Origin of the sequence: Paenibacillus ehimensis NBRC 15659 (assembly GCF_004000785.1) — a bacterium.
GTDB lineage: Bacteria > Bacillota > Bacilli > Paenibacillales > NBRC-103111 > Paenibacillus_G > Paenibacillus_G ehimensis.
In genome coordinates this window covers 1-21,821 of record NZ_BILX01000022.1, presented here as the reverse complement: position 1 = coordinate 21,821, position 21,821 = coordinate 1, and the positions used below count along the sequence as shown (strand labels likewise).

At 55.0% G+C, this 21,821-nt stretch carries 19 protein-coding genes and 1 pseudogene; 6 read left to right on the top strand and 14 right to left on the bottom strand.

Going from position 1 to position 21,821, the window contains the following annotated elements; all coding sequences use genetic code 11:
- Positions 1 to 40: 40 nt before the first annotated feature.
- From PEH01S_RS14675 to yicI, 7 genes are all read right to left on the bottom strand, one after another.
- Positions 41 to 2,425: a glycoside hydrolase family 95 protein gene (locus tag PEH01S_RS14675; RefSeq protein ID WP_307720093.1), complete on the bottom strand. Its 2,385-nt coding sequence runs from the start codon at positions 2,423 to 2,425 to the stop codon at positions 41 to 43.
- A gap of 70 nt (positions 2,426 to 2,495) precedes the next feature.
- A complete protein-coding gene (locus tag PEH01S_RS14670) occupies positions 2,496 to 4,172 on the bottom strand; it encodes an ABC transporter substrate-binding protein (protein ID WP_127486295.1) in 1,677 nt (558 codons plus the stop codon).
- Between the two features lie 47 nt (positions 4,173 to 4,219).
- Entirely contained in the window at positions 4,220 to 5,128 is a 909-nt protein-coding gene (locus PEH01S_RS14665; RefSeq protein ID WP_127486293.1) for a carbohydrate ABC transporter permease, read from the bottom strand.
- A gap of 12 nt (positions 5,129 to 5,140) precedes the next feature.
- A complete protein-coding gene (locus PEH01S_RS14660; RefSeq protein WP_127486291.1) occupies positions 5,141 to 6,100 on the bottom strand; it encodes an ABC transporter permease in 960 nt (319 codons plus the stop codon).
- Between the two features lie 100 nt (positions 6,101 to 6,200).
- Complete coding sequence (locus PEH01S_RS14655; RefSeq protein ID WP_127486289.1) at positions 6,201 to 7,757, bottom strand: response regulator transcription factor; 1,557 nt, start codon at positions 7,755 to 7,757, stop codon at positions 6,201 to 6,203.
- On the bottom strand, positions 7,750 to 9,540 hold the full coding sequence (locus tag PEH01S_RS14650; protein WP_127486287.1) for a sensor histidine kinase: 1,791 nt from the start codon (positions 9,538 to 9,540) through the stop codon (positions 7,750 to 7,752). Before PEH01S_RS14650 ends, PEH01S_RS14655 begins: the two co-directional genes overlap by 8 nt.
- 113 nt (positions 9,541 to 9,653) lie before the next feature.
- A complete protein-coding gene (gene yicI / locus PEH01S_RS14645) occupies positions 9,654 to 11,981 on the bottom strand; it encodes an alpha-xylosidase (RefSeq protein ID WP_127486285.1) in 2,328 nt (775 codons plus the stop codon).
- A gap of 144 nt (positions 11,982 to 12,125) precedes the next feature.
- Between yicI and PEH01S_RS14640 the strand changes: the two genes are divergently transcribed.
- Positions 12,126 to 13,004, top strand: coding sequence for a helix-turn-helix transcriptional regulator (locus PEH01S_RS14640; RefSeq protein ID WP_127486283.1), 879 nt, complete (start codon positions 12,126 to 12,128; stop codon positions 13,002 to 13,004).
- A gap of 127 nt (positions 13,005 to 13,131) precedes the next feature.
- The gene (locus tag PEH01S_RS14635; protein WP_127486281.1) at positions 13,132 to 14,118 is read left to right on the top strand and encodes a YpdA family putative bacillithiol disulfide reductase; all 987 of its coding nucleotides are present in this window, start codon (positions 13,132 to 13,134) and stop codon (positions 14,116 to 14,118) included.
- 66 nt (positions 14,119 to 14,184) lie between these two features.
- Here the strand turns inward: PEH01S_RS14635 and PEH01S_RS14630 are convergent, their stop codons facing one another.
- Together PEH01S_RS14630 and PEH01S_RS34600 are read right to left on the bottom strand one after the other, a co-directional pair.
- Complete coding sequence (locus PEH01S_RS14630; RefSeq protein ID WP_127486279.1) at positions 14,185 to 14,913, bottom strand: phosphonate ABC transporter ATP-binding protein; 729 nt, start codon at positions 14,911 to 14,913, stop codon at positions 14,185 to 14,187.
- A 157-nt stretch (positions 14,914 to 15,070) separates the two neighbouring features.
- Complete coding sequence (locus PEH01S_RS34600) at positions 15,071 to 15,217, bottom strand: hypothetical protein (protein ID WP_164827846.1); 147 nt, start codon at positions 15,215 to 15,217, stop codon at positions 15,071 to 15,073.
- Between the two features lie 189 nt (positions 15,218 to 15,406).
- Here PEH01S_RS34600 and PEH01S_RS14625 point away from each other — a divergent pair, with 189 nt between their 5' ends.
- The 3 genes from PEH01S_RS14625 (at position 15,407) to PEH01S_RS14615 (ending at position 17,236) form a co-directional block, all read left to right on the top strand.
- Entirely contained in the window at positions 15,407 to 15,577 is a 171-nt protein-coding gene (locus tag PEH01S_RS14625) for an aspartyl-phosphate phosphatase Spo0E family protein (protein ID WP_084159585.1), read from the top strand.
- 171 nt (positions 15,578 to 15,748) lie between these two features.
- Positions 15,749 to 15,931: a hypothetical protein gene (locus tag PEH01S_RS14620; RefSeq protein WP_025849546.1), complete on the top strand. Its 183-nt coding sequence runs from the start codon at positions 15,749 to 15,751 to the stop codon at positions 15,929 to 15,931.
- Between the two features lie 129 nt (positions 15,932 to 16,060).
- On the top strand, positions 16,061 to 17,236 hold the full coding sequence (locus PEH01S_RS14615) for a M20 family metallopeptidase (protein WP_025849547.1): 1,176 nt from the start codon (positions 16,061 to 16,063) through the stop codon (positions 17,234 to 17,236).
- 68 nt (positions 17,237 to 17,304) lie between these two features.
- Here PEH01S_RS14615 and PEH01S_RS14610 read toward each other — a convergent pair whose 3' ends face one another.
- The 3 genes from PEH01S_RS14610 to PEH01S_RS14600 all read right to left on the bottom strand — a co-directional run bounded on the left by PEH01S_RS14610 (position 17,305) and on the right by PEH01S_RS14600 (position 19,678).
- Positions 17,305 to 18,027: an amino acid ABC transporter ATP-binding protein gene (locus tag PEH01S_RS14610; protein WP_025849548.1), complete on the bottom strand. Its 723-nt coding sequence runs from the start codon at positions 18,025 to 18,027 to the stop codon at positions 17,305 to 17,307.
- Positions 18,020 to 18,700, bottom strand: a complete 681-nt coding sequence (locus tag PEH01S_RS14605; RefSeq protein WP_025849549.1) for an amino acid ABC transporter permease — start codon at positions 18,698 to 18,700, stop codon at positions 18,020 to 18,022. Before PEH01S_RS14605 ends, PEH01S_RS14610 begins: the two co-directional genes overlap by 8 nt.
- 114 nt (positions 18,701 to 18,814) lie before the next feature.
- Positions 18,815 to 19,678, bottom strand: coding sequence for a transporter substrate-binding domain-containing protein (locus PEH01S_RS14600; RefSeq protein ID WP_036713876.1), 864 nt, complete (start codon positions 19,676 to 19,678; stop codon positions 18,815 to 18,817).
- 207 nt (positions 19,679 to 19,885) lie between these two features.
- On the opposite strand from PEH01S_RS14600, the gene PEH01S_RS14595 reads away from it, so the two are divergent.
- Positions 19,886 to 21,115, top strand: coding sequence for an MFS transporter (locus PEH01S_RS14595; RefSeq protein WP_127486277.1), 1,230 nt, complete (start codon positions 19,886 to 19,888; stop codon positions 21,113 to 21,115).
- A gap of 38 nt (positions 21,116 to 21,153) precedes the next feature.
- Here PEH01S_RS14595 and PEH01S_RS14590 read toward each other — a convergent pair whose 3' ends face one another.
- Positions 21,154 to 21,459: a hypothetical protein gene (locus tag PEH01S_RS14590; RefSeq protein ID WP_025849552.1), complete on the bottom strand. Its 306-nt coding sequence runs from the start codon at positions 21,457 to 21,459 to the stop codon at positions 21,154 to 21,156.
- A 21-nt stretch (positions 21,460 to 21,480) separates the two neighbouring features.
- Positions 21,481 to 21,821, bottom strand: a pseudogene (ssuB, locus tag PEH01S_RS14585) (aliphatic sulfonate ABC transporter ATP-binding protein); the annotation flags it as partial.

The following is a 21,821-nucleotide window of genomic DNA, read 5'->3' as shown; positions in this document are numbered from 1 at the left end:
CGTGCCAAAGCGCGGAATCGCTCGACAGAAGCGCTCCCGGCTACGCAGCTTCATCTGCCGGCAAGGGTACGATTACATAAGCAAATCCCTTGATTGTCTCAAAAGCGCACAGCTCCCCTTGCGTCAGAGGCGTTCCGTCTTCCCGTTCCACCCTCACCGGAATGCCGCAGCGAATCCGGCAGTTCTGACCATGCGTCGAAGTAATCGTGGCGGATTGCAGCTTCCCGTCGTTCCACTCCATGCTTACCAGAAAGCCTCCCCGGGCCTTCAGTCCTCCGACCCTGCCCGATTTCCAAGCAGGCGGCAAAGCCGGCAGCAGCTCAATCTCGTCCAGATGGCTTTGCAGAAGCATTTCGGCAAGCCCGGCAGCGCCGCCAAAATTGGCGTCGATCTGGAACGGCGGATGATCCCCGAACAGATTCGGATGAACCGAGCGCGTAAGCAGCGTTCGGATATAACGATAGGCTTGTTGGGGCTGCCGCAGCCGAGCAAACAGATTGATGAGCCATGCGCAGCTCCATCCGGTATGTCCGCTGCCGCTATCGATCCGGACCTTCAGCGACTCGGCGGCCGCAGCCGCCAGCTGCGGCGTATCGCGCAGGTTCATATCGCAGCCGGGATACAAGCCGTACAAATGAGACACATGCCGGTGTCCCGGCTCGGCCTCGGGGAACGGCTCGCTCCATTCCATCAGCCGACCGCCAGCGTCAACCCGATAAGGAAGCAGCCTGGCAAGCGCGCGTTCCATCTTTTCGCGCAGCTCTTTATCCGTTTCGAGCAAGCGGGAGGCTTCGATACAGCTCCGAAACAACTCGCGGATAAGAGCCATATCCAGCGTGGAGCCGGCAGATACGGCACATGGCACGCCGTCCGCCGTGAGGAATAGATTCTCCGGCGATGTCGAGGGGCTTGTCAGGAGATGGCCCCGGCCGTCTTCGACAAGCCAATCCAGGCAAAAAAGCGCCGCTCCTCTCATAAGAGGGTACGCCGTTTCACGCAAATACGGAAGATCCGGATGATACCGGTAATGCTCCCACAGATGGCGGCACAACCAGGGGCCGGCCATCGGCCAGAAAGCCCACATCGCCTTGCCGCCGCTCGGGCCGGCCGTACGCCACAGATCTACGTTATGGTGCACCGCCCAACCGCGGGCGTTGTAATGAATCTTTGCCGTACGAGCCCCGGTCACGGCAAGCTCACGAATCATCTCGATCAGCGGTTCGTGACATTCGCGCAAGTTGGCTGTTTCGGCTGGCCAATAATTCATCTGGGTATTAATGTTTGTCGTGTAGTTGCTGTTCCAGGGCGGCTGTACGTGCGGGTTCCACAATCCTTGCAGATGAGCGGGCTGGTTCCCGGACCGCGAGCTGGCCATCAGCAAATAACGTCCGTACTGGAACATCAGCGCTTCCAGCGACGGGTCCTCCGCGCCGCGGGCATAGTCCGCAAGACGCTGATCCGTTGGAACGCCGTCCTTGCCGAGACGGTCGCTCTTCGTTCCAAGCTCAAGCTCCACGCGGCGAAACAACGCCTGGTGATCTTCGACATGCCGCGTGCGCAGCGGTTCATAGCCTAGGACCGCAGCCGCCTCAAGCCACTCTTCGCACAGCCTGGCCGGATCGCGTCCGCCGGCGCCCGGCATCGTTTGAAACCCTTCAAAATTGGTCGCTGCGGCGAGCAAGAGCATCACCGACCGGGCTCTGGCAATGTTTAGACTTCCTTGGTCCACGGCAATATGGCCTCCGTCCGTCTGCGCCGCAAGCCGCAGCTCGTAGCGCAAGCCGAGACCGTCTTCATACAGCACGGGAGCGGGATGATCCCCTCTGCAGTTATCGGCGATGTGCGTCGGCGCCTGCCCGAACAGCCGCAGCTTGCCGGAATCCGTGCAGCCGGTCTCGTGCTTCAGAGGGGAATCAAGCGCAAGATTCAGATGAATCTCGCTCCCCGTGCTGCTGGAAAAATGAATGACGGCAACCTGATCGACCACGCTGATAAACATTTCTCTGCGGAAACGATGCCGACCGGACCAGAATTCGACCGAGGCGATTCCCGTGTCCAAATCAAGCGTACGCCGATATTCCGGCAGGCGCTCGTCCAAGCCGGTCTGTTCGATCCGCAGATCGCCGAGCGGGAGGAACGATTCCGAGTTCCTGCCGAGCATCTTGTCCTCAATCAGCCTCTCGGCCTCGGCATAGCGGCCGGAGGCAATCCGCTCACGAGCCGCACTTAAATGCCGAAGCGCCTCATAATTGTTCGTATCTCGCGGAAATCCGGACCAGAGTGTATCCTCGTTCCATTGAATGAGCTCCCTGCAAGCCCCTCCGAATACCATCGCTCCCAACCGCCCGTTCCCTAGCGGAAGCGCCTCCTCCCATTTCGAAGCAGGCTTGCGATACCACAGCTTCCACACCTGACGCTGATCCAAGCTCAGTGTCCTCTCCCCCGTTCCTAAAAAACGCGAATGAAAAAGGGCCTGCGCGAGGCCGGCCCTAAGGTCAGTTGTTCCACAGCTTCACACGCTGACGTACGAGCTCCGTATAGTCCTGCTCCATTTTCACGGCCCCGGCGCCATTCAGCTCTTCGATAAACTGATCGTACAGCTGATCGAATTTCGACGGAGCGGCCAGAATGATTTCCGGAATGCGTTTGCGGGTAATCTCCTCCACCTTTTTATAGGTGATGTTGATACTGGAATCGCTGGGCACCGGAATATTGTACGCAACGCCCCAAGGCTTCGCTTTGAATTCCGCTTCCTTCGGCCACAGATCCTTCCACATGTCAACGCCGTACGCTTTCAGCGTTTCTTTTGCGGAAGGCGTATAGTTCTGTTTGATCGTCTCCGGCGCATTCGTCGTGAAGTAGTTGCCTGTCGAATCCTTCACGCCGTCGCCGTAGCGAGGGAACAGCGCCAGGTAAAGTCCAATTCCGGTTTCTTTGGAGAAATTCGCGTTATCGTTGATTTTGCGCTCCATGATTTCTTTAGGGATGACCCGTTTGCCGTCAACCACGCTGTAATGCTTTCCTTCGATTCCCCAGTTCATCAAAATTTGTCCTTCTTCCGAAGCGAGATAATCCAAAAATTTGATAATCCGAACCGGGTCCTTCGCCGATGTCGTAATGCCTACGCCCCAGCCTGCGGTGTAGCCCGCACTTTGGAACGAAGCGTCCTTCGTCGTCTCGTCAAGCTGGATCGGGAATCTCGCGTACGTGCGGTTTTCCTTGCCTGCCGTTCTCAGCGCGTTCGTCGCATTGCCGAATCCCCACTCCTGATCAATTGTGCCAAGAACGCGGCCGGATGAAATTTTCGCCTCGTACTGATCCGTCTTCTGAAGAAACGCTTCTTTATCCAGCATCCCGATGTCGTTCATATGGTTCAACCAGCGGAAGTATTCCTTTTCTTCCGGACGTTTGTAATGCAGCTTTGCTTCCATCGTCTCCTGATTGATGTAGTATTCGCCGTCATCCGGTGCGCCTGTCGCAATGAATGCCGGGTTCGTGACGGAAATCATAATTCTCCAGCCGTCGGCATTCAGGGTCAGCGGGATCGTCGGTTGACCGTCGATTGTCGGATGCTTTTTGTAATAATCCTGCAGCGCTTTCTCATAGTCCTTCACCGTTTTGAGCTTCGGGTATCCCAGCTCCTTCAGGACCTCGTGCTGGACCTGGAAGGTGCCGCCCGCATCGAAGGACGTTTGGTTTACAGGTTGAAGCGTCGGGGTCACATAGATGGCTTCATCCTTGTTGCTCCATTTCAGACGGTTCATATATTGCCCGTACAGCTTCTTCAGGTTGGGAGCATGCTCCTCAATCAACTTCGTCAAGTCGATAAAGGCGCCGGCATCCACGAACAGGTTCGCATCGCCTTTGGCAAAGACAAGGTCCGGATACTGTCCGCTTGCTACCATCAGCGGGATTTTCTGGTTGGAGCCGTCCACCGCAAACTCGGCCTTGATCGTAACGCCGGTTTTTTCCGTCAGCTTTTTGCCTACCTCATCCTGCATGTTCACCCAATTGGCGTTGGTATCGGCGCTATAGAATGAAATGGTCGTCGGCGCCTCCGACGGTTCCCCGCCCTTCCCTGCACTGTCATCTCCTTTATTACAACCGCCGAGAACAAGCGCAGGCAGCATCGTAACCGCAAGCAACCGGGAAAATGTCTTCTTGCGTTTCATCGTATCCCCCCATGACATCATTTTATAAACAGACCTTATGGCGAAGCTCAGCTTTTTACGGCGCCAAGCGTCATACCCTTCACAAAATAACGCTGCAAAAACGGATAAACAACCAATATAGGAACCGTAACGACCATGGTGATCGCCATTTTAATCGATTCCGGTGAAATCTGCTTGACGAGTTCGGCCATGTTTTGGCCCGTCATCATACCGCTTTTCTGCCCCTGCGTGCTTTGAAGCACCTTCATCAGCTCGAATTGAAGCGTGGTCAGGTGCGGCGCCGAGCCGTTGTACAGATACGTATCGAACCACGAATTCCACTGCCCGACCGCCAGGAACAGCGCGATCGTGGCCAGCACCGGCTTGCACAGCGGCAAAATGATTTTGTAGTAGATCGTAAAGTCGCCTGCGCCGTCCAGCTTCGCCGATTCCTGAAGGGAATACGGCAATCCGTCGATAAAGGAACGAATGACGAAGACGTTGAACGCGCTTACCATACCCGGAATGATATAGACCAGAAACGTATTCATCATGTTCAGATCCCGAATCAGAATAAAAACCGGAATGAGACCGCCGGAAAAATACATCGTGAGCGCAAGAAAGACGGACATGAACTTTCTGCTCCGGAAGTCGGCGCGGCTGAGCACATAGCCGAGCATGGTGCCGCTGAGCAAGCCCAGAAACGTTCCTGCCAGCGTCCTTAAGACGGTGATTTTCGCCCCGGTCAGCAGTCCTTCGTATTGAAAAATTTGCACGTAGTTCTCAAACGTGAACTGCCGCGGCCAGATCGTGATGCCTCCGCGCACGGTATCGACGGAATCGTTTAACGAAATCGCAAGCACATGAAGAAACGGATACAAGGTCGTAACCGTAACGATGGTCATGAACGTGTAGTTGAAGAGATCAAACAGCCGGTCGGAGAGCGCCGGTTTAAACGACGCTTTGGAATGAGCCATGCTCCTCCCCCCTTACATGATGGATTGCTTCATGAATTTTTTGAAAAATCCGTTAGCCACAAGCAGCAGGATAATGCTCACAATCGAGTTGAACATCCCGATGGCCGTGCCGAAGGAAAAACGTCCCATGCCGAGACCGTAATTCAGCGCATACAGATCCAGTACCTCCGAGTGATCAATAACCATGGGATTGCCGAGCAGGAATTGCTTCTCGAATCCGATGCTGATCAGATGCCCGAACGACATAATGAATAGAATCACAATGGTCGGCGCAATGCTTGGGAGCGTAATATGCCAAATCTGGCGAAGCCGGCTCGCACCGTCAACCTTGGCGGCTTCGAATTGCTCCTGATCGATCCCTGTAATCGCTGCCAAATAGATGATCGCGCTCCAGCCCATTTCCTTCCAAAGGTCTGACCCGGTCACGATATACCAGAACCAGCTTCCTTTCGCCATAAACTGGATCGGCCCGTCGATCAGACCTAAAAACATCAGCAGCTGATTGACCGCACCCCCGTCCATCGACAGCATCTTGGTCACAATGCCCGCCACAACGACCCAGGATACGAAATGCGGAAGGTACGAGATCGTCTGCACCGTCCGTTTAAAAGCGCTTCCGCGAAGCTCGTTGAGCAAGACCGCGAACAGTATCGGAACCGTAAATCCGACAATCAGCCCCATGATGCTCATGGCAAACGTATTGCGCAAAACCAGATAAAATTTTTCGTCCGTAAATAGCGCCGCAAAATGATCGAAGCCCACCCATTTCTGCTCGAAGATGCCTCGGCCCGGCTTGTAATTCTGAAATGCCATGAGCCATCCCCACACAGGTAAATAATGGAATACGAAGACGACGGCGATAAAGGGCAGCGACATGGCGTAAAGTGCTTTCTGCTCCTTGAACGTGGTCCAGAGGCGTTTCTTATTGACCGCGATTCGGATGCTGCCCCCTCTTTCTGTTACCGCTTTCAACCCATCCCCTCCTCACTTGTCTACAATCATGATAAACCACGTAAGGAAAAGGGAGTACCCGTGGAATTCGAGCAAAAATCATACAGAAATTAGATATGGTTCACCGTTTCTGCTCCTTTCGGTAATTCGACGGCGAGGTACCGACATATTTTTTAAACTTGCTGTGAAAGTAGTCTACATTGGTATATCCGACCTTCTCGGCAACCTCGTACACCTTCAAGCCTTCTCTTAAAAACTCCTTCGCCTTGTCGATCCGCACCTTGTCGAGGTAGGTATTGAAATATTCGCCGGTCCTGGTCTTGAACATTTTGCCCAAATAAGCGCTGTTGTAATTAAAGATGGAGGCCAGCGTCTCCAGCTTGAGATTCTCGCTGTAGTTCCGCTGAATCAGATCTATGATGCGTTTCATCTCCTGCTCGCTCCCCCCCTCCCCCGCCGGCCGGTTCAGTTCCTGCAGGAAGTGGACGCAGTGGCGGTACAGCTCGTAGACGGTGCGCTGGCGGAATACAGCCGAGATTTGATCCGAATATTCCTTGGTTCGGACTTGCAGCCCGGTTTGATGAACAATCAGCTTGCCGAGCACACCGGTCAGCAGTTCAACGAAGGCGCTTTTCATTTCCGATTCGGATAATCCGTCGCGCATCATTGCCAAAGCAACGGATTTCAGGAGCTTTTGCTGCGCCTCGGCATGACCGACGTCCACCGCGTAATAAAGCTGACCAAGCACTTGCCCGGGTTCATAGCTTTGCATTTGCTCCCCTGCCGATTCGCCGTCTCCGAACCGTTCGGAGTCCGGGGACAGCAGCTCTCCCGGCCGGTAAAAGAACCGGTCCCGAAGCAGCTCCCTTGCTGTCCGATACGAATCGGCCGCATCTGCAAACTTCCGAACGCGATGGCCGACAGCCGCCGTAAATGCCGCTCCGGCGAGACTTGCAGCCCGCTCCAGCCGCTTCTGCAGCTCCTTACGGCGGCCCTCGGTCAGTACCGGAGTCCGCAGCAAAATCCCAAGGCAGCCGTGCACCGAAAACACGGTGCCGTATCCTGCCTCCTCGAACGTTTCCACCAGCTTGCTTTTGACAAGCAAATCGGGCTCCCGGGCCGATTCGTCGGAGTCGTGGACATAAACCAGCGCAACCTGGTAATGATCCCACAGCAGACCAAGGCGTTCGGCAAGCCTATGAGACTCGGGGATCGCCTGCGATTCCGGCCGAAGCCAGGAGCGGATCATCTGCTCCCGGCTCATTTCGGAGGCGATCTGATTCAACGCCGCGTGCCGGCTCTCTTGCTCGATCGCTTTTCGAATCTGCAGCAAATAGCCTCTTAGCTCCTCTTCATCCACCGGTTTCAGCAAGTATCCGTCGACCTTATGGGTAATTGCTCTTTTGGCATATTCAAACTCCGCATAGCCGCTCAAAATCAGCAAATGAATCGCAGGATCCTGCGACCGGATGGCCTCGATGAGCTGCAGTCCGTCCATGCCCGGCATCCGGATATCGACCAGCATGACATCCGGCGCATATTGCCGGTGCTTCTCCAGCGCTTCGCTGGCATTGGCAGCCGTATCTACAATTTCAAAACCCAGTTCCGTCCACGGTACGATGCTCTTCAACCCTTCACGCAGCTTCGGCTCGTCATCTACAACCAGCACTTTAATCATTTGATTTTTCCCCTATCGGAATGCTAAATTCAATACGAGTGCCCTTTCCCGGCTCGCTGAACATGGTCAGTCCGGATTCGGGACCGTAGGCAAGCTGAAGTCTGACGTGTACGTTGCGCAGCCCGATCCGGCCGCCGTCCTGCTCCTCGGATTCGTTCAGGAAGCCGAGGACCTTCTCCAAACGATCCGGAGCCATGCCCGCTCCGTTGTCCTTGGTCACAAAACAAATTCTGTCGCCCCGGATTTCGGCCCGCACACGAATCAACGTCCCTTCTTCCTTGTGATCCATGCCATGAATCACCGCATTTTCTACAAGCGGCTGAATAATCAGCGGCGGAATCATGACCGCCTCGGTGCCTGGATCCAGTACAAGCTCATAGTTCAAACGGTCCTCGTACCGGAACCTCTGAATGTCCAAGTAGCACCGGACGATCTCCATTTCCTCCTTGAGCGTAGTTTTGCCGCTGCCCACCTCAAGGCTCGAACGCATCATCTTTCCCAGCAGCCGGACAACCCTGGCAATTTCGTTCTCTCCCTTCAAATGGGCCTCCATACGAATCGCCTCGAGCGCATTAAACAGAAAATGAGGATTGATCTGACTCGCCATCATCTTGAATTTGATTTCGTTCTGCTTCTGCTCCATCCGTCTTTTCTGCAGGTCCGACTCTTTCACTTCGTTCATCAGCTCATGAATGCTGCAGACCATCGCATTGAATTGGCGGGATAGCTGACCGATCTCATCCTTGCCGTCGATCTCCATCGTTACGCCGAGATTGCCGGTCCCCACCTTCGAAATATGCTTGCTCAGCCGAAGCAGCCGTCGGCAGATGAGAGAAGAGAAACCGCAGATCAGAAGAACTGCGAGAAGCAGGCTCACGACAATGACGGATATCGCCAGCTTATTGACCCGGTTGGCGTCGGCTACGATGCTTTCAATGGAAAAAATGGAGATGATTCTGAGGCCGTTCTCCTCCATTTCGGGATTCAGCGGCTCGATCAGCACTTTGGATGCCTCATTCCCAATGGTCGCTTCGTAGGAGCCGCTCTTCCGATAGACGACACTGGAAGCGCCATGAATTTCGGACAAGCTCCTGCCGTATAGCCCCGGCTTGTTCGCTGCAACGATGTTATTTTGACTGTCCGCGATGATCGTATAAAATGACTCCTGGTTCAGAATCTCGTTCAAAAGACTTGTATTTACATTGATCACCAGCACGCCGCTTTTATACCTGCCTCCCAAGTAGACCCCCTTGACCAGACTGAGATAATATTTCCCGTCACGTTCGTCCCGAATATAATCCCAATGATTGACGCCGACCGCTCTCTTAGCCTGTCTGTACCAATCCGAATTCCGAATCTCCTCGCCCGGAATGAAAAACTGCCAATTGCTCAGCATGGTCTGATTTTCGCTATAGAAGCGAATATTCGAGATTTCCTTGTACATCCGCTTCGCCTGCTGCAGATCCGGGTAGGAACGGTAAGCGACGAACATGTCGTATACGCTTTCATAATGCTGGTTGACAAGGTTCTCCAGACGTTCGTCATAGGAAAGGCGGTAGGACAAATCGTCCGCTACTTGCAGCACCTCGCCCGAACGCTTTTTTATCCGGTCCACATTCAGATAGGCTTGGTCCATGGCATTATTCAACGCCATGTCCCGAAGCTCACGTGTCAGAAAAACACCGACGATCGCGACCGGCACGAATACCAGCGCAACAAAGGTTACGATCAGCTTGTTGCGGATTTTCATATCGTTCATCATCTGAATAAAATAAGATACCATCGGCAGCTATCCGCTCCTGTCCCTACAGTAAGAAGCCCGATGTCCAGCTGGACAGCCGGACCGGGCCTCATTTCCGTCAATGAATGCTTTGAATCCTTTAAGGGTTGAGAAGCTTATCCTTCCACTTGCACCGAGAAAAACGCTTGCCTGCTGTTCTTCACTTCAATTCTGCCGCCCTGCAGCACCGCTCCCTCGCCTTCCAAAGCAACAGCCGGTGCGCCTAACCCGTACAGCTTCACTGCAAACGGCTTGCCGCTGCCTTCCGAGGCGAACGTAATCCTGCTGCCTTCACGTACCGCCCGTACGGAAAGCTCCGCTTCGCTGCGCATATTGCGAACGACCACGGACGTCTCTTGGCCGTCCGCCAATGCGTACAGCCCGAGCTCCACGCCTTCCGCATAGTCGTAGTCCGGCCGCGTATCGTTCGCACCGAGGGCCAAGAAGCGGTTATCGCGCACAAAGAGCGGCAATCCGAGAAAGTCATACGTCTCCTTGCGCCACGAGCCGCCTTCCACCGTCTCCCCGGTGAGCAGATGCGTCCAGCGTCCCTGCGGCAGGTAATACGACACCTCGCCTTTCTCGCTGAATACCGGAGCAACCAGTAAGGAGTCGCCCAGCATATACTGACGGTCCAGCGTTTCCGCTGCCGGATCCCCCGGGAATTCGAGGAACATGGCGCGCATGCTCGGCACCCCGTGCTCCGCAGCCTGTACGGCCGTATGGAACAAATAAGGCATCAAGCGGCATTTGAGCTTCGTGAAGAAGCGCGTAACATCAACCGCCTCATCATCATAAGCCCAGGGCACCCGGTAGGAGGTGCTGCCGTGCAGACGGCTGTGACTGGACAGCAGGCCAAACGCAAGCCACCGCTTGAAGACGTGAGCCGGCGCGGTATTCTCGAAGCCGCCGATATCATGGCTCCAGAAGCCGAAGCCGCCAAGACCGAGCGACAGACCGCCGCGTAAGCTCTCGGCCATGGATTCGTAGTCGGCGTAGCAATCGCCGCCCCAGTGAACCGGGAACTGCTGGCCGCCAACCGTTGCCGAACGCGCGAATACGGCCGCTTGGTTTTTGCCGAATTTCTCGACCAACACCTCAAACACCACTTTGTTGTACAGCTGCGTGTAGTAGTTGTGCATTTTGTGCGGATCGGAGCCGTCAAAATAGACGACGTCCGTCGGAATCCGCTCGCCGAAATCGGTCTTGAAGCTGTCGACGCCCATATCCGCAAGCTTCCGAAGATATCCGGCATACCATTCGCACGCGTCCGGATTCGTAAAGTCTACAAGCGCCATGCCCGGCTGCCACAGATTCCACTGCCATACATCGCCGTTTGGCTTCTTGACCAAATAGCCTTTCTCGCGGCCTTCCTCAAAGAGACGCGAACGCTGGGCGATGTACGGGTTGATCCATACGCAGATTTTCAACCCTTTTTCTTTCAAGCGCTTCAGCATGCCTTGCGGGTCGGGAAATACTTCCGCATCCCACTCGAAATCCGTCCAGTTCAGCCCCTTCATCCAAAAGCAGTCAAAATGGAACACATGCAGCGGAATGTCGCGCTCCAGCATGCCGTCTACAAACGAATTTACCGTCGCCTCGTCGTACTGTGTCGTAAACGAGGTCGACAGCCACAGGCCGAAGGTCCATGCCGGCGGAAGCGCCGGTCTGCCTGTCAGACACGTATATTTGTCAAGCACACCTTTCGGATCGGGGCCGTCGATGATAAAATACTCCAAAGATTCCCCGGGCACGCTAAACTGCACCTTCTTGACTTTCTCGGAAGCCACTTCGAAGGAAACGAGATCCGGCTGATTGACGAAGACGCCGTAGCCTTTATTGGTAAGGTAGAACGGAATGTTTTTGTAAGCCTGCTCGGAGCTGGTTCCGCCGTCCTGATTCCAGATATCGACCGTTTGACCGTTCTTCACGAAGGCGGTGAAGCGCTCGCCTAAGCCGTACACCCACTCGCCTACGCCAAGATCCAGCTCTTCGCGCATATACGACTGACCGCCGCCGTCCACAATATGAGCGATGGATTTGAAGCCGCTGCCCGTAATGCGCTCCTCGCCGCGGTAGAAATGAACCGACCACTGCGGACCTTTCTTGATGACGGCGCTCAGGCTCCCGCTTCGAAGAATCGCCTCTTCCTCGTTCTCTTCGATGACGGCATGGCTGCCGTTGTCCTTATAAAGCTGGAAGGCCGGCCCGCGATCGCGTACTCCCGCATAATGGACCAGCTTGACCCCGATCACGCCGGGCGCCGGAGAATGAAGCTGCACCGTGATGAGCTGCGCATTGATCGTGGCCCACCTGCCCGGAATCGGAGCCGTCGACGCGTAGGCTGTCAGCGTATCTCCTTGCACTGCAAAATCGTACGCCTGCACCGCCCCCGCAACAGAGTAGCCTTCCCGTATAAGCCAATTGCCGTCGGTAAATTTCATGAGATGAACCGCCTTTCTACTGTTGGAAGTTTGATTGTTGGTTAGTAAGCGTTATAATGTCATTATACTGATACGTTTTTGGACGAACTATCAATATTCGATGCATTTATAGCACGATTTTGACGAAAGGAAGGCGATTTCGGCATGGAGCGGGCACTGCGTCAATCCTTAAAAGAAAGTCAGCAGCACGGCAACGAACGCTTTCCATTCGGCGTTTACTGGTATCAATTTGCCCCCGGTGCCCACGTCGTGGACTCCCATTGGCATAAGGAGTCGGAGATTTTTTACTGCATCGAAGGCGAGGTGCTGTTTCAGGTAGACACGGAATATATCCCGGTCCGGGCAGGTGAAGCCGTTTTTATCGACGGAGGGGACATCCATACCGGACACGCGCGGGGCGGGCAAGGCTGCAGCTTCTGCGCCATGGTTTTTGATTTCGCCATGCTGGCAAGCGCCCAATATGACGCGATGCAGGAAGGATTGATCGTTCCGTTCCAGGAACGGAAAGCGGTGTTTCCGCGTCTGATCACCCCGGAAAACGACCCTGGGCTGCTTGCGCATATCCGGGAGATGATCTTTTTGTCCAGGCAGCCCCCTCCCGGCTATCAAGCGGCTATGAAGGGGCATCTGTATCTCATGCTGTATGAGGCCGCCGCCTCCGGCCGGCTGGTGAATCGCAGCCGCAGCGGCGCGGCGGATACGGCCAGAACCGAACGTTTGAAGAAAGTGATCGTCTATATCCAGCACCACTATCACCGTCCGATCAGGCTCAGCGAGCTTGCGGACCTGATCCCGATGAGCGAGGGCCAATTTTGCCGCTTCTTCAAATCGATGACTGGACAGACGCCCGTGGATTACATCAACTCTTACCGCGTGCGGCAGGCCGCGGAGCTTCTGCGGCAGCCGCACAAAAAAATATCCGACATCGCACTCGATGTCGGATTCGACCATATCAGTTATTTTGTTCGGGTGTTCCGCAAAACGATGCGCTGCACGCCGTCCGAATACCGGAAAAAGCTGTAACTCCGGCAAGCTTGCCCGATGCACCGGCCCGGGTGAACAAAAGTTGGCATTCGCCGGCCGATAAGGTACTATGAGTAGAGAGCTTGGAACTGATCTATACCTTCGGAAAAGTGAGGAATTCTTATACATGGAAGAAGTTGTCATTATCGGTGCCGGCCCTTGCGGTCTGTCCGCAGCCTTGGAGCTGCAGAAGATCGGCATCGATCCGCTCATCATCGAAAAAGAATGCGTCGTGCACTCGATTTACTTATATCCGACGTACATGCAATTTTTCAGCACGCCGGAGCTGCTGGAGATCGGCGGTTACCCGTTCACCACGCCGAACGACAAGCCTTATCGGCTCGAAGCTTTGAATTATTACCGGAACGTGGCGGCCCGCAGCGGCGTGCGCATCCGCTCATATCATACCGTTACGGATCTGGCCCGACGGCAGGACGGCGCGTTCGACCTGAAGGTCCGGAATCGCTTCGGTGCCGTGTCCGCTTTGACGGCGCGGCATGTCGTCGTAGCCACCGGCTATTTCTCGCAGCCGAATATGCTGGGCATCCCGGGAGAGGAATTGAGCAAGGTGACGCACTACTTCCGCGAAGCCCATCCGTATACCGGCACGAAGGTCGCGATCATCGGAGGCAGCAACTCCGCAATCGATGCCGCGATGGAGCTGCTGCGGGCAGGCGCCGAGGTGACCGTCGTGTACCGGGGCGAGACCTACTCGCCGGTCATTAAGCCGTGGGTGAAGCCGATCTTCGAGAGCATGGTCAACAAGGGCCGCATTCGGATGCTGTTTCAATCCCGGGTTGTTCGGATTACGGAAACGTCCGTGACCGTTTCCCGCGAAGGACGCGAAGAGGAATTCGACAACGACTTCGTGCTGGCGCTGACCGGCTTCCGTCCGGACCGCAGTTTGTTGGCGGGAGCCGGGGCCGTCGTATCGGAGCCGGACGGGATTCCCCAGTACGATCCGGCCACGATGGAAACGACCGTTCCCGGGCTCTTCGTCGCCGGTGTCATCGCTTCGGGCGCGAACGCCAACGAGGTGTTTATCGAAACCGGCCGTTTGCACGGCGGATTGATTGCGAAGCGGATCGCCGCTTGCGATCCTGCCGTCAATTAAAGAAAGGTCGACCTGGACAGAGAATGTCAGGCCGACCTTTTTCATTGCGCGTATGAACAAATCCAATTAAAAAATAAGTTCCTTCTCCCGCTGGGTCAGACGCCGGCCTGCAATATCCACCACGAGCTTCCCGTCCGACAGACCCCAGATGCGCGAGCCGAATTTTTCGGCAAGCTCCACCTGATGCAGACTGCAAAACACGATAAGCTTGTGCTTCTGGCAAATCGACTTGAAATCCTGCATGACGAGGCTCGCCGCCTCCGGGTCCAAGCCGGACACCGGCTCATCCGCAAAAATCACCCTGGCTCCCTTGATCAGCGCCTTGCAGATCGCGACGCGCTGCTTCTCCCCGCCGCTCAGCTTCTCCACCGGCTCGTGCGCTTTGTCGAGCAGCCCTACTTTATCGAGGTAATCCATCGCTTCCATATGGTCGTCTTCCGAAACGGAATTCGTCAGAAAGCGCCACCACGATTTTTTGAACAGCAGCGCGCTGAGCACATTTTTCAAAGCTGTTTTTTTCAGATTCAAGCTCGGCTTTTCCTCCAGATAGGCCCACTGCTTGTTCAGTTGAAACTTCTCCCAGGCGCCGGCGCCCGAAATATCCTTTCCGTCGTAGATATACTGGCCCTCGTTCCATTTTTCCTTCAGCATCAAGCACCGGAAAAAGGTCGTTTTGCCGCTTCCGCTCGCGCCGAGCAGCGCCACCAGCTCCCCTTCGTCCGCCTGAAAGCTGATGCGGTCCAGCACCCGCTGCCCGGATGGGAACGATTTGGTTAGATTGCGTACGATGATCATCCGTCCGATGTCTCCTTTGTTCGAGCCAAAGCAATAGCAGGCTTGTTGTGTCTTTGTATAAATATAACATGTTCCGCTACCCAAAAACCATAAACGGAAACATTCCGTTCCCTTGAAACAACAAACCGCCGGTTTATCAACCGACGGTCTGAGCCTGCTACTGAGGATTCGTTTCCTTAGGAATCTCATTCAAATTCGGAGGCCGGTCCGCCGCCTTCCCGGCATGCATGATTGCTTCTTCTTCCGTAAATTTGTTCTCCTTGAAATTCGGATTGTTTTTCGTATTCGCCTTGGCGCTATCCATGTTCGGCTCACCTCCCGTCGACCGTAATATACCGCTTCCCGAAGGGGATTATACGGTCTGCCGTTTTTACTTAAAGAAAAATTAATAATAGACTCGACAATGATTTACATATTTTACAACCGGGTTGAATTATAATAGACTGATAGTGGATTTACTATTTTTACAGCGTTAGGATGGGGTCTGAAAACGATGGAAGAAGCGGAATTGAGACGGCATTTGGAGCGAATGCAAATGCAGCTTTACTCACTCGTGGAAGAAAAAGGCAGTTTCGTCGATCCCCGGGTAGTAGAGCTCAGCCAAAAAATAGATCGTCTTGTCTTGTCCATCCAACGTCTTCGGATGCAGGAACGGATAAAATAACCGGGGCCGGACGGCCTCTTTTTTGTGCCCTGCACTTGCAATATGTTACATGATATGTTATATTGAAGCCAAGGAAAATCAAGGATTTTTCCGAACATATACACTCAAGTCCCCTGCCAAATACAGCTTATTGATGCACTCTCAAACCCTAATGAGAAGGAGCGATGCACCATGAGTTATGAAGCACGCGAGCCGCAGGAGCAAAAAATTTCCGTCGAGTTAACCTTGAACGAGGCTTTGGCATTGACCGGCGTTCGATTCCGGCAAAATCATAAACTGGAAGTCGATGCGATGCAAAAAATTAAAAAGCAGCTCGAAGAGCAGATCATCGACAAGCGCCGTAACCTGCAATAACCGAACCGAAATTCTGTACGACATCCGGACCCCGTTTCTGCAAGCCCTTGCAGCGGGGTCTTTGTTTGTTTGCTCCGCTTTTTTCGTTATAATAATGTCATGCTACAGAGAAGCAAAGGAGATCTGAAGATGAAACAACAAATTGCCTCGACCATCGACCTGCACGCCCCGTCGTTCACGGAGATTTCCCGGTTTATCGGCGAGAACCCCGAGCTGGGCCACGAGGAATGGAAGGCGTCGGCGCGCCTGATCGAAGCGTTAAAAGAGCACGGCTTTACCGTGCAGGCCCCTTACGCCGGGATACCGACAGCGTTTCTCGGGACGTACGCCGCAAGCAAGCCGGGACCAACCGTCGCCTTCCTGTGCGAGTACGACGCGCTGCCGGAGCTGGGACATGCTTGCGGCCATCATCTGATTTGCGTGATGGGCCTTGCGGCGGCTGTCGGATTGAAAGCTGTCATTGACCAGCTCGGCGGAACGATCCGGGTATACGGCACCCCGGCAGAGGAAACGAAAGGGGCGAAGGTCGATATGGCGGCGGCTGGCCTGTTCAACGACGTCGACTTCGCCTTGATGGCCCACCCGTACTACGCTTACGAAAAATCGGGGAGCTCGCTGGCCATGGATGCGCTGGAGTTCGAGTTTTTCGGCAAGGCGGCTCATGCCGCGGCAAGCCCGTATGAAGGCGTCAATGCGCTGGATGCGGTGCTGCTTTTGTTCCAGTCGATCGGCGCCCTGAGGCAGCAGCTCCGCAGCCACGCGCGAATTCATGGCATTATCACCGAGGGCGGCAAAGCCCCGAACATTATTCCGGATTACGCGGCTGCACAGTTTTATATTCGATCCGCGAACCGTCCCTATACGGACGAAACCGTGCAAAAGGTGATCCGCTGCGCGGAAGGCGCCGCACTGCAAACCGGTTGTACGATGAAATGGTCTAATTACGAGTACTCTTACGACGAACTCATTACCAATACTCCTTTGTCGGACACGTTTACCCGCAATCTCGTCGGTCTGGGCATTCCGGAAAACGAGATCGAATACGGCAAGGATCACGGTTCGCTCGATCTTGGGAACGTATCGCGGCATTGCCCGGCGATTCACCCGTACGTCAAGGTCGTCGACGAAAAGCATTTGCTGCATACGAAGGAATTCCGCGATCTGGCCATGCAGCCTCGGGCCTTCGAAGGCATGCTGCTCGGCGCCAAAGCGCTGGCCTTCACCGCTTACGATGTATTGGCCGATCCTGCTCTGCTGCAGTCGGTCCGCGACGAATTCGAACGCAGCGTGAACGCTGCCGAATAAACGCCAAAAAGCCGCGACCCGGTATTCGAACCGGACGTTCGCGGCTTTACTTTTTTTATAGGATACGGTTAGAGCACCTTGGCCAAAAATTCTTTCGTCCGCGGATGCTGCGGATTCGAAAAGATGTCAACCGGATTGCCCTGCTCGACGATTTTGCCGCCGTCCATGAAGATGAGCCGCTTGCCGACTTCCCGGGCAAAGCCCATCTCATGCGTGACGACGACCATCGTCATACCTTCGGCGGCCAGTTCCTTCATGACGTCCAGCACCTCGCCGACCATCTCCGGGTCGAGCGCCGATGTCGGCTCGTCGAACAGCATGACGGCCGGCGACATCGCGAGCGCCCGGGCGATGGCGATCCGCTGCTTCTGTCCGCCGGACAGCTGCGACGGGTAGCTGGACGCTTTGTCCGCCAGTCCGATGCGCCGCAGAAGCTGCTGCGCGATCTTGTCCGCTTCCGCCTTGCCGACATTTTTCAGCTTCATGGGCGCCAGCGTAATGTTCTCCTGCACGGTCATATGCGGGAACAGGTTGAACTGCTGGAACACCATGCCCATCCGCTGCCGCAGCTGGTTGATATCGTGCTTGCCGCGGAGCAGCGACACACCGTCGAATTCGATGTCTCCCCCCGTCGGCATCTCCAGGAGGTTCAAGCAGCGCAGAAACGTACTTTTGCCCGATCCGCTCGGCCCGATGACAACGACGACCTCGCCTTTTGCAATCTCGATATCGATTCCGGTTAATACATGGTTGGATCCGAACGACTTCTGTAAACCGGTTACTTTAATCAGAGGACTTCATCCTCCTTTCCGCGACGCCGAGCAGCTTGGTCAGCGTGAATGTCATGATGAAGTAGATGATCGCCGCCAGGATGAGCGGTTCGAAAGGCTGGAACGTATTCCCCCGCACCGTGTCGGCCTTATACATCAGCTCGCCGATCCCGATGACGGAGACGATGGACGTTTCCTTGATCACCACGATGAATTCGTTGCCGAGCGCCGGGAGAATGTTGCGCAGCGCCTGCGGCAAAATGATAAAGCGCATCGCCATCGCGTGCGGCATCCCGAGGGAGCGCGCCGCTTCCATTTGACCCTTGTCGATCGACTGAATGCCCGCGCGGAACGTCTCCGCCACATACGCGGCGCTGTTGATGGACAGCGCGATAATCGCCGCCATCATATCGGGAAACGATGAACCGATTCCCGGCACTTCGGGAAATTGAATGCCCAGCTTCGGCAGCCCGTAATAAAAAATGTACAGCTGCACAAGCATCGGCGTCCCGCGGATGAACTCGATATACGAAACCGCGAATGCTTTAAGCGGCCAAATCCGGGACATGCGCATCAGGGCAATGACCATGCCGAGCAGCACCCCGAAAATGACGGTGAAGATGGACAAGATGAGCGTCATCTTCGCTCCGTCGATAAAAAACATGTAATACTTGGATAAAAATGAAAAATCCATTCGCTTCCCCCCTTCCTGTTAAATAAGCGTTATAACCGAACAAAAACCCGCCGGAGAATTCCGCTCAGGTTTTTGTCGGAGTGCTGCAAGGAACGGATGAACCCGCCCTCTTGCTTATTGCGTATCGACTTGCTCGTTCGCTTCGGCTACCATCTTATCGATGGCCTTGGCGCTCATCAGGCGGTCCAACGTTTTGTTCATCGCTTCCACGAGCTCAGGGTTGCCTTTTTTCACGGCAATGGCCGACCCGCTGTCTTCCGTATTCAGCTTAATGTCCGCAAGCACCAAATCTTTGTTTTTGCTGAGGTATGCTTCGGCTACCGGCTGCTCGACGACAAGAGCTTCGACTTTTTTGTTTTTCAGCTCAAGCATCAGGTCGGAAATTTTGCCGAGCGCCTTCAGCTCGGAGCCTGGCATTTGTTCTTTAATGATTTTTTCTTGTGTCGCACCCTTTTGGCCGGCGACTTTTTTGCCTTTCAAATCGTCGATGGACTTGTATTTATCCTTGTCCTCCGCGCGGACAGCCACGCGTTGAATAGCCGTATAGTAAATTTTGGTGAAATCCACGTTTTTCTTGCGGTCTTCCGTCGGCGTCATGCCGGCGAGAATGAAGTCGATGTTGCCGGAATCGAGTGCGGCAAGCAGACCTTCGTATTTCATATCTTTGATTTCCAGCGTAACGCCGAGGTCTTTGGCAATCTCTTTGGCGATCTCGATATCGAAGCCGATGATTTCATCCTTCTTGTTGATTTCCTTGTGGAACTCATACGGCGGATAGTCAGCGCTCGTGCCTAATACGATTTTGCCCGCTTTTTTAATTTGTTCAAGCTTGGAGTCCTTGGACGCCGGAGTCGTTGCGGCCGTATCTCCCCCGGTTGCCGGCTTGTCGGCGGTCGTAGCTGCCGGCTTCGTGCCGCATGCGGATACGATCAGCGTAAAGCAGAGGAGCATGAAGATAATGGCTTTGTTTTTAGTCACTGGTCAAATCTCCTTTCTCTTTAACTCGTACATTATATAATAGACGTTCGCCTTTTACAATCCGAATATGTATATTAATGAATAAAGCATGGAATAGAACTAGAAAATATGGTATAAACTAACATCCGTATGTCGACCGGACCACCGGAGGCTTCCTATTTCGTCCCAAAGACCTGACTCTCCCTCCTGGAAAGGTGGTTCGACGGCTTGGAAGCAAATAAAACTTGGGATCTGGCAGCGGTTTCCTCTATTCCGCTGATCATGACCTTGGGGAATTCCATGCTAATTCCCATATTACCTGCATTAGAACGAACGCTGCACGTAACCTCTCTTCAAATCAGCCTGCTGATCACGGTATATTCCGTCGTCGCGATCGTACTGATTCCGATTGCCGGCTTCTTGTCGGACCGCTTCGGACGTAAAAAAATTATTATTCCAAGTCTCTTGATCGCCGGAGCGGGAGGATTGCTCTGCGCTCTGGCCCCTTGGCTCAGTCAAAATGCGGCCTACGCCCTCATTCTGGCCGGCCGGTTCATCCAAGGAATCGGCGCTGCGGGAGCCGCTCCGATCGTCATGCCGCTAGTTGGGGACATGTTCCAGAAAGAAAGCGACGTCAGCAGCGGCCTCGGCATGATCGAAACCTCGAATACGTTCGGCAAAGTGCTTAGTCCGATGTTAGGCTCGCTGCTTGCGCTGTGGACTTGGACCGCCGTCTTTTACGCGATTCCGGCGCTGTGTCTCCTCTCTGTCCTGCTGGTCGCGTGCCTGGTCCGGACACCGGGGTCCGAGAGCCGGCAGGACACGGGCTTCCGCAGCTTTGCCGCGGTGCTGAGGACAATCGCCCGCAACGAGGGACGGTGGCTGGCCGCCATATTTGTCATCGGGATCGTTGCGATGTTCGTGTTGTTCGGCATCTTGTTCTACTTGTCCGAAACGTTGGAGGAACGATTCGGCATCCGGGGACTGGTCAAAGGCTGCTTGCTTGCCGTGCCTTTGTCCGCGTTATGTCTGGCGTCCTTTCTGGCGGGCAAAGCGATCGGGGAAAACAAACCGCGGATGAAATGGCTGACCGTAGCCGGGCTCGTCCTTCTTGGAGCCGCGCTCGTCTGTATGGCTTGGCCCGGGGTCTCCCGGCTGTGGCTGCTGTTCGTGTGGGTCGGCCTCGGGGGCATCGGTATCGGAATCGCCCTTCCGTGTCTGGACGCCTTGATTACGGAAGGAATCAAGAAGGAGCAGCGGGGTACGGTAAGCGCGGTGTACAGCAGCATGCGCTTTATCGGGGTAGCCGCCGGGCCGCCGTTCATCTCCGTTGGAATCAAATGGCCGTCGGCCTTGCTGTTCGGGCTGCTCGCGGGCATCGTGCTCGCCGGCGTCCTCGTTGCGCTGCTCGCGATTAAGCCGGAGCAAGAGGCGGTCGCAACGGCGAAAAGCCGTTGAGTCGTTTGCTCAACGGCCGGAAGTCGGCGGGATGACGCTTATACCACGAGCTTGGGCTTCGTCATAAAATCGAACAGCTGCTTGGTCAAGCCGCCCTTGCCGAATTTCAAATACGTTCCTTTCGTCCGGTCCGGCGGCTGCAGCGAGGCCAGAAAGGCCAGGACGGCCTCGCGGCGCTGGACGATGTCCCGCACGCCGAAGCGGTACAGCCATTCGTCAATCGTATTGTAAATGCCCCGGTTGAGGCCGTAGCGTTCGAAGCAATGCGTGACAAACAGATAATCGGGAAGCTGAAGCACGTCAGCCTCATCGAACTGCCCGGATAAAGAGGTGCGGGTAAGCATTCGCCTTCACTCCTTTTTTTCTTAAATCGTGAACGAATAGTCCGGCCTCGGCGCCGGAACGGCGGCCGGTTCCTTGTCCGGGCCCATCACGCGATCGAGGATCACCTTCTCGTAATAGGCAAAGCCGCTGTCTCTTTCCCGCGGCCGGGCCAGAGCAATCGGGATGTTCAGGGCAACCGCGCCATCTTCGATGAGAACGACCCGGTCGGCCAGCGCGACGGCTTCGCTGACATCGTGTGTGACGAGAACGGCGGAAAACCCCTGCTCCAGCCACAGCCGTTCGATCAGCCGCTGCATTTCGATGCGCGTGAGCGCATCGAGCGCGCCGAGCGGCTCGTCAAGCAGCAGCAGACGCGGAGCGC

What these genes read in the sequence shown, in the direction of transcription:
- PEH01S_RS14665 (WP_127486293.1), bottom strand. Translation starts at nt 5,128, where the DNA reads ATGGCTCATTCCAAAGCGTCGTTTAAACCGGCGCTCTCCGACCGGCTG.
- PEH01S_RS14630 (WP_127486279.1), bottom strand. Translation starts at nt 14,913, where the DNA reads ATGATCATCGTACGCAATCTAACCAAATCGTTCCCATCCGGGCAGCGG.
- PEH01S_RS14650 (WP_127486287.1), bottom strand. Translation starts at nt 9,540, where the DNA reads ATGGTATCTTATTTTATTCAGATGATGAACGATATGAAAATCCGCAAC.
- PEH01S_RS14635 (WP_127486281.1), top strand. Translation starts at nt 13,132, where the DNA reads ATGGAAGAAGTTGTCATTATCGGTGCCGGCCCTTGCGGTCTGTCCGCA.
- PEH01S_RS14620 (WP_025849546.1), top strand. Translation starts at nt 15,749, where the DNA reads ATGAGTTATGAAGCACGCGAGCCGCAGGAGCAAAAAATTTCCGTCGAG.
- PEH01S_RS14590 (WP_025849552.1), bottom strand. Translation starts at nt 21,459, where the DNA reads ATGCTTACCCGCACCTCTTTATCCGGGCAGTTCGATGAGGCTGACGTG.
- yicI (WP_127486285.1), bottom strand. Translation starts at nt 11,981, where the DNA reads ATGAAATTTACCGACGGCAATTGGCTTATACGGGAAGGCTACTCTGTT.
- PEH01S_RS34600 (WP_164827846.1), bottom strand. Translation starts at nt 15,217, where the DNA reads ATGGATAGCGCCAAGGCGAATACGAAAAACAATCCGAATTTCAAGGAG.
- PEH01S_RS14640 (WP_127486283.1), top strand. Translation starts at nt 12,126, where the DNA reads ATGGAGCGGGCACTGCGTCAATCCTTAAAAGAAAGTCAGCAGCACGGC.
- PEH01S_RS14615 (WP_025849547.1), top strand. Translation starts at nt 16,061, where the DNA reads ATGAAACAACAAATTGCCTCGACCATCGACCTGCACGCCCCGTCGTTC.
- PEH01S_RS14625 (WP_084159585.1), top strand. Translation starts at nt 15,407, where the DNA reads ATGGAAGAAGCGGAATTGAGACGGCATTTGGAGCGAATGCAAATGCAG.
- PEH01S_RS14605 (WP_025849549.1), bottom strand. Translation starts at nt 18,700, where the DNA reads ATGGATTTTTCATTTTTATCCAAGTATTACATGTTTTTTATCGACGGA.
- PEH01S_RS14655 (WP_127486289.1), bottom strand. Translation starts at nt 7,757, where the DNA reads ATGATTAAAGTGCTGGTTGTAGATGACGAGCCGAAGCTGCGTGAAGGG.
- PEH01S_RS14670 (WP_127486295.1), bottom strand. Translation starts at nt 4,172, where the DNA reads ATGAAACGCAAGAAGACATTTTCCCGGTTGCTTGCGGTTACGATGCTG.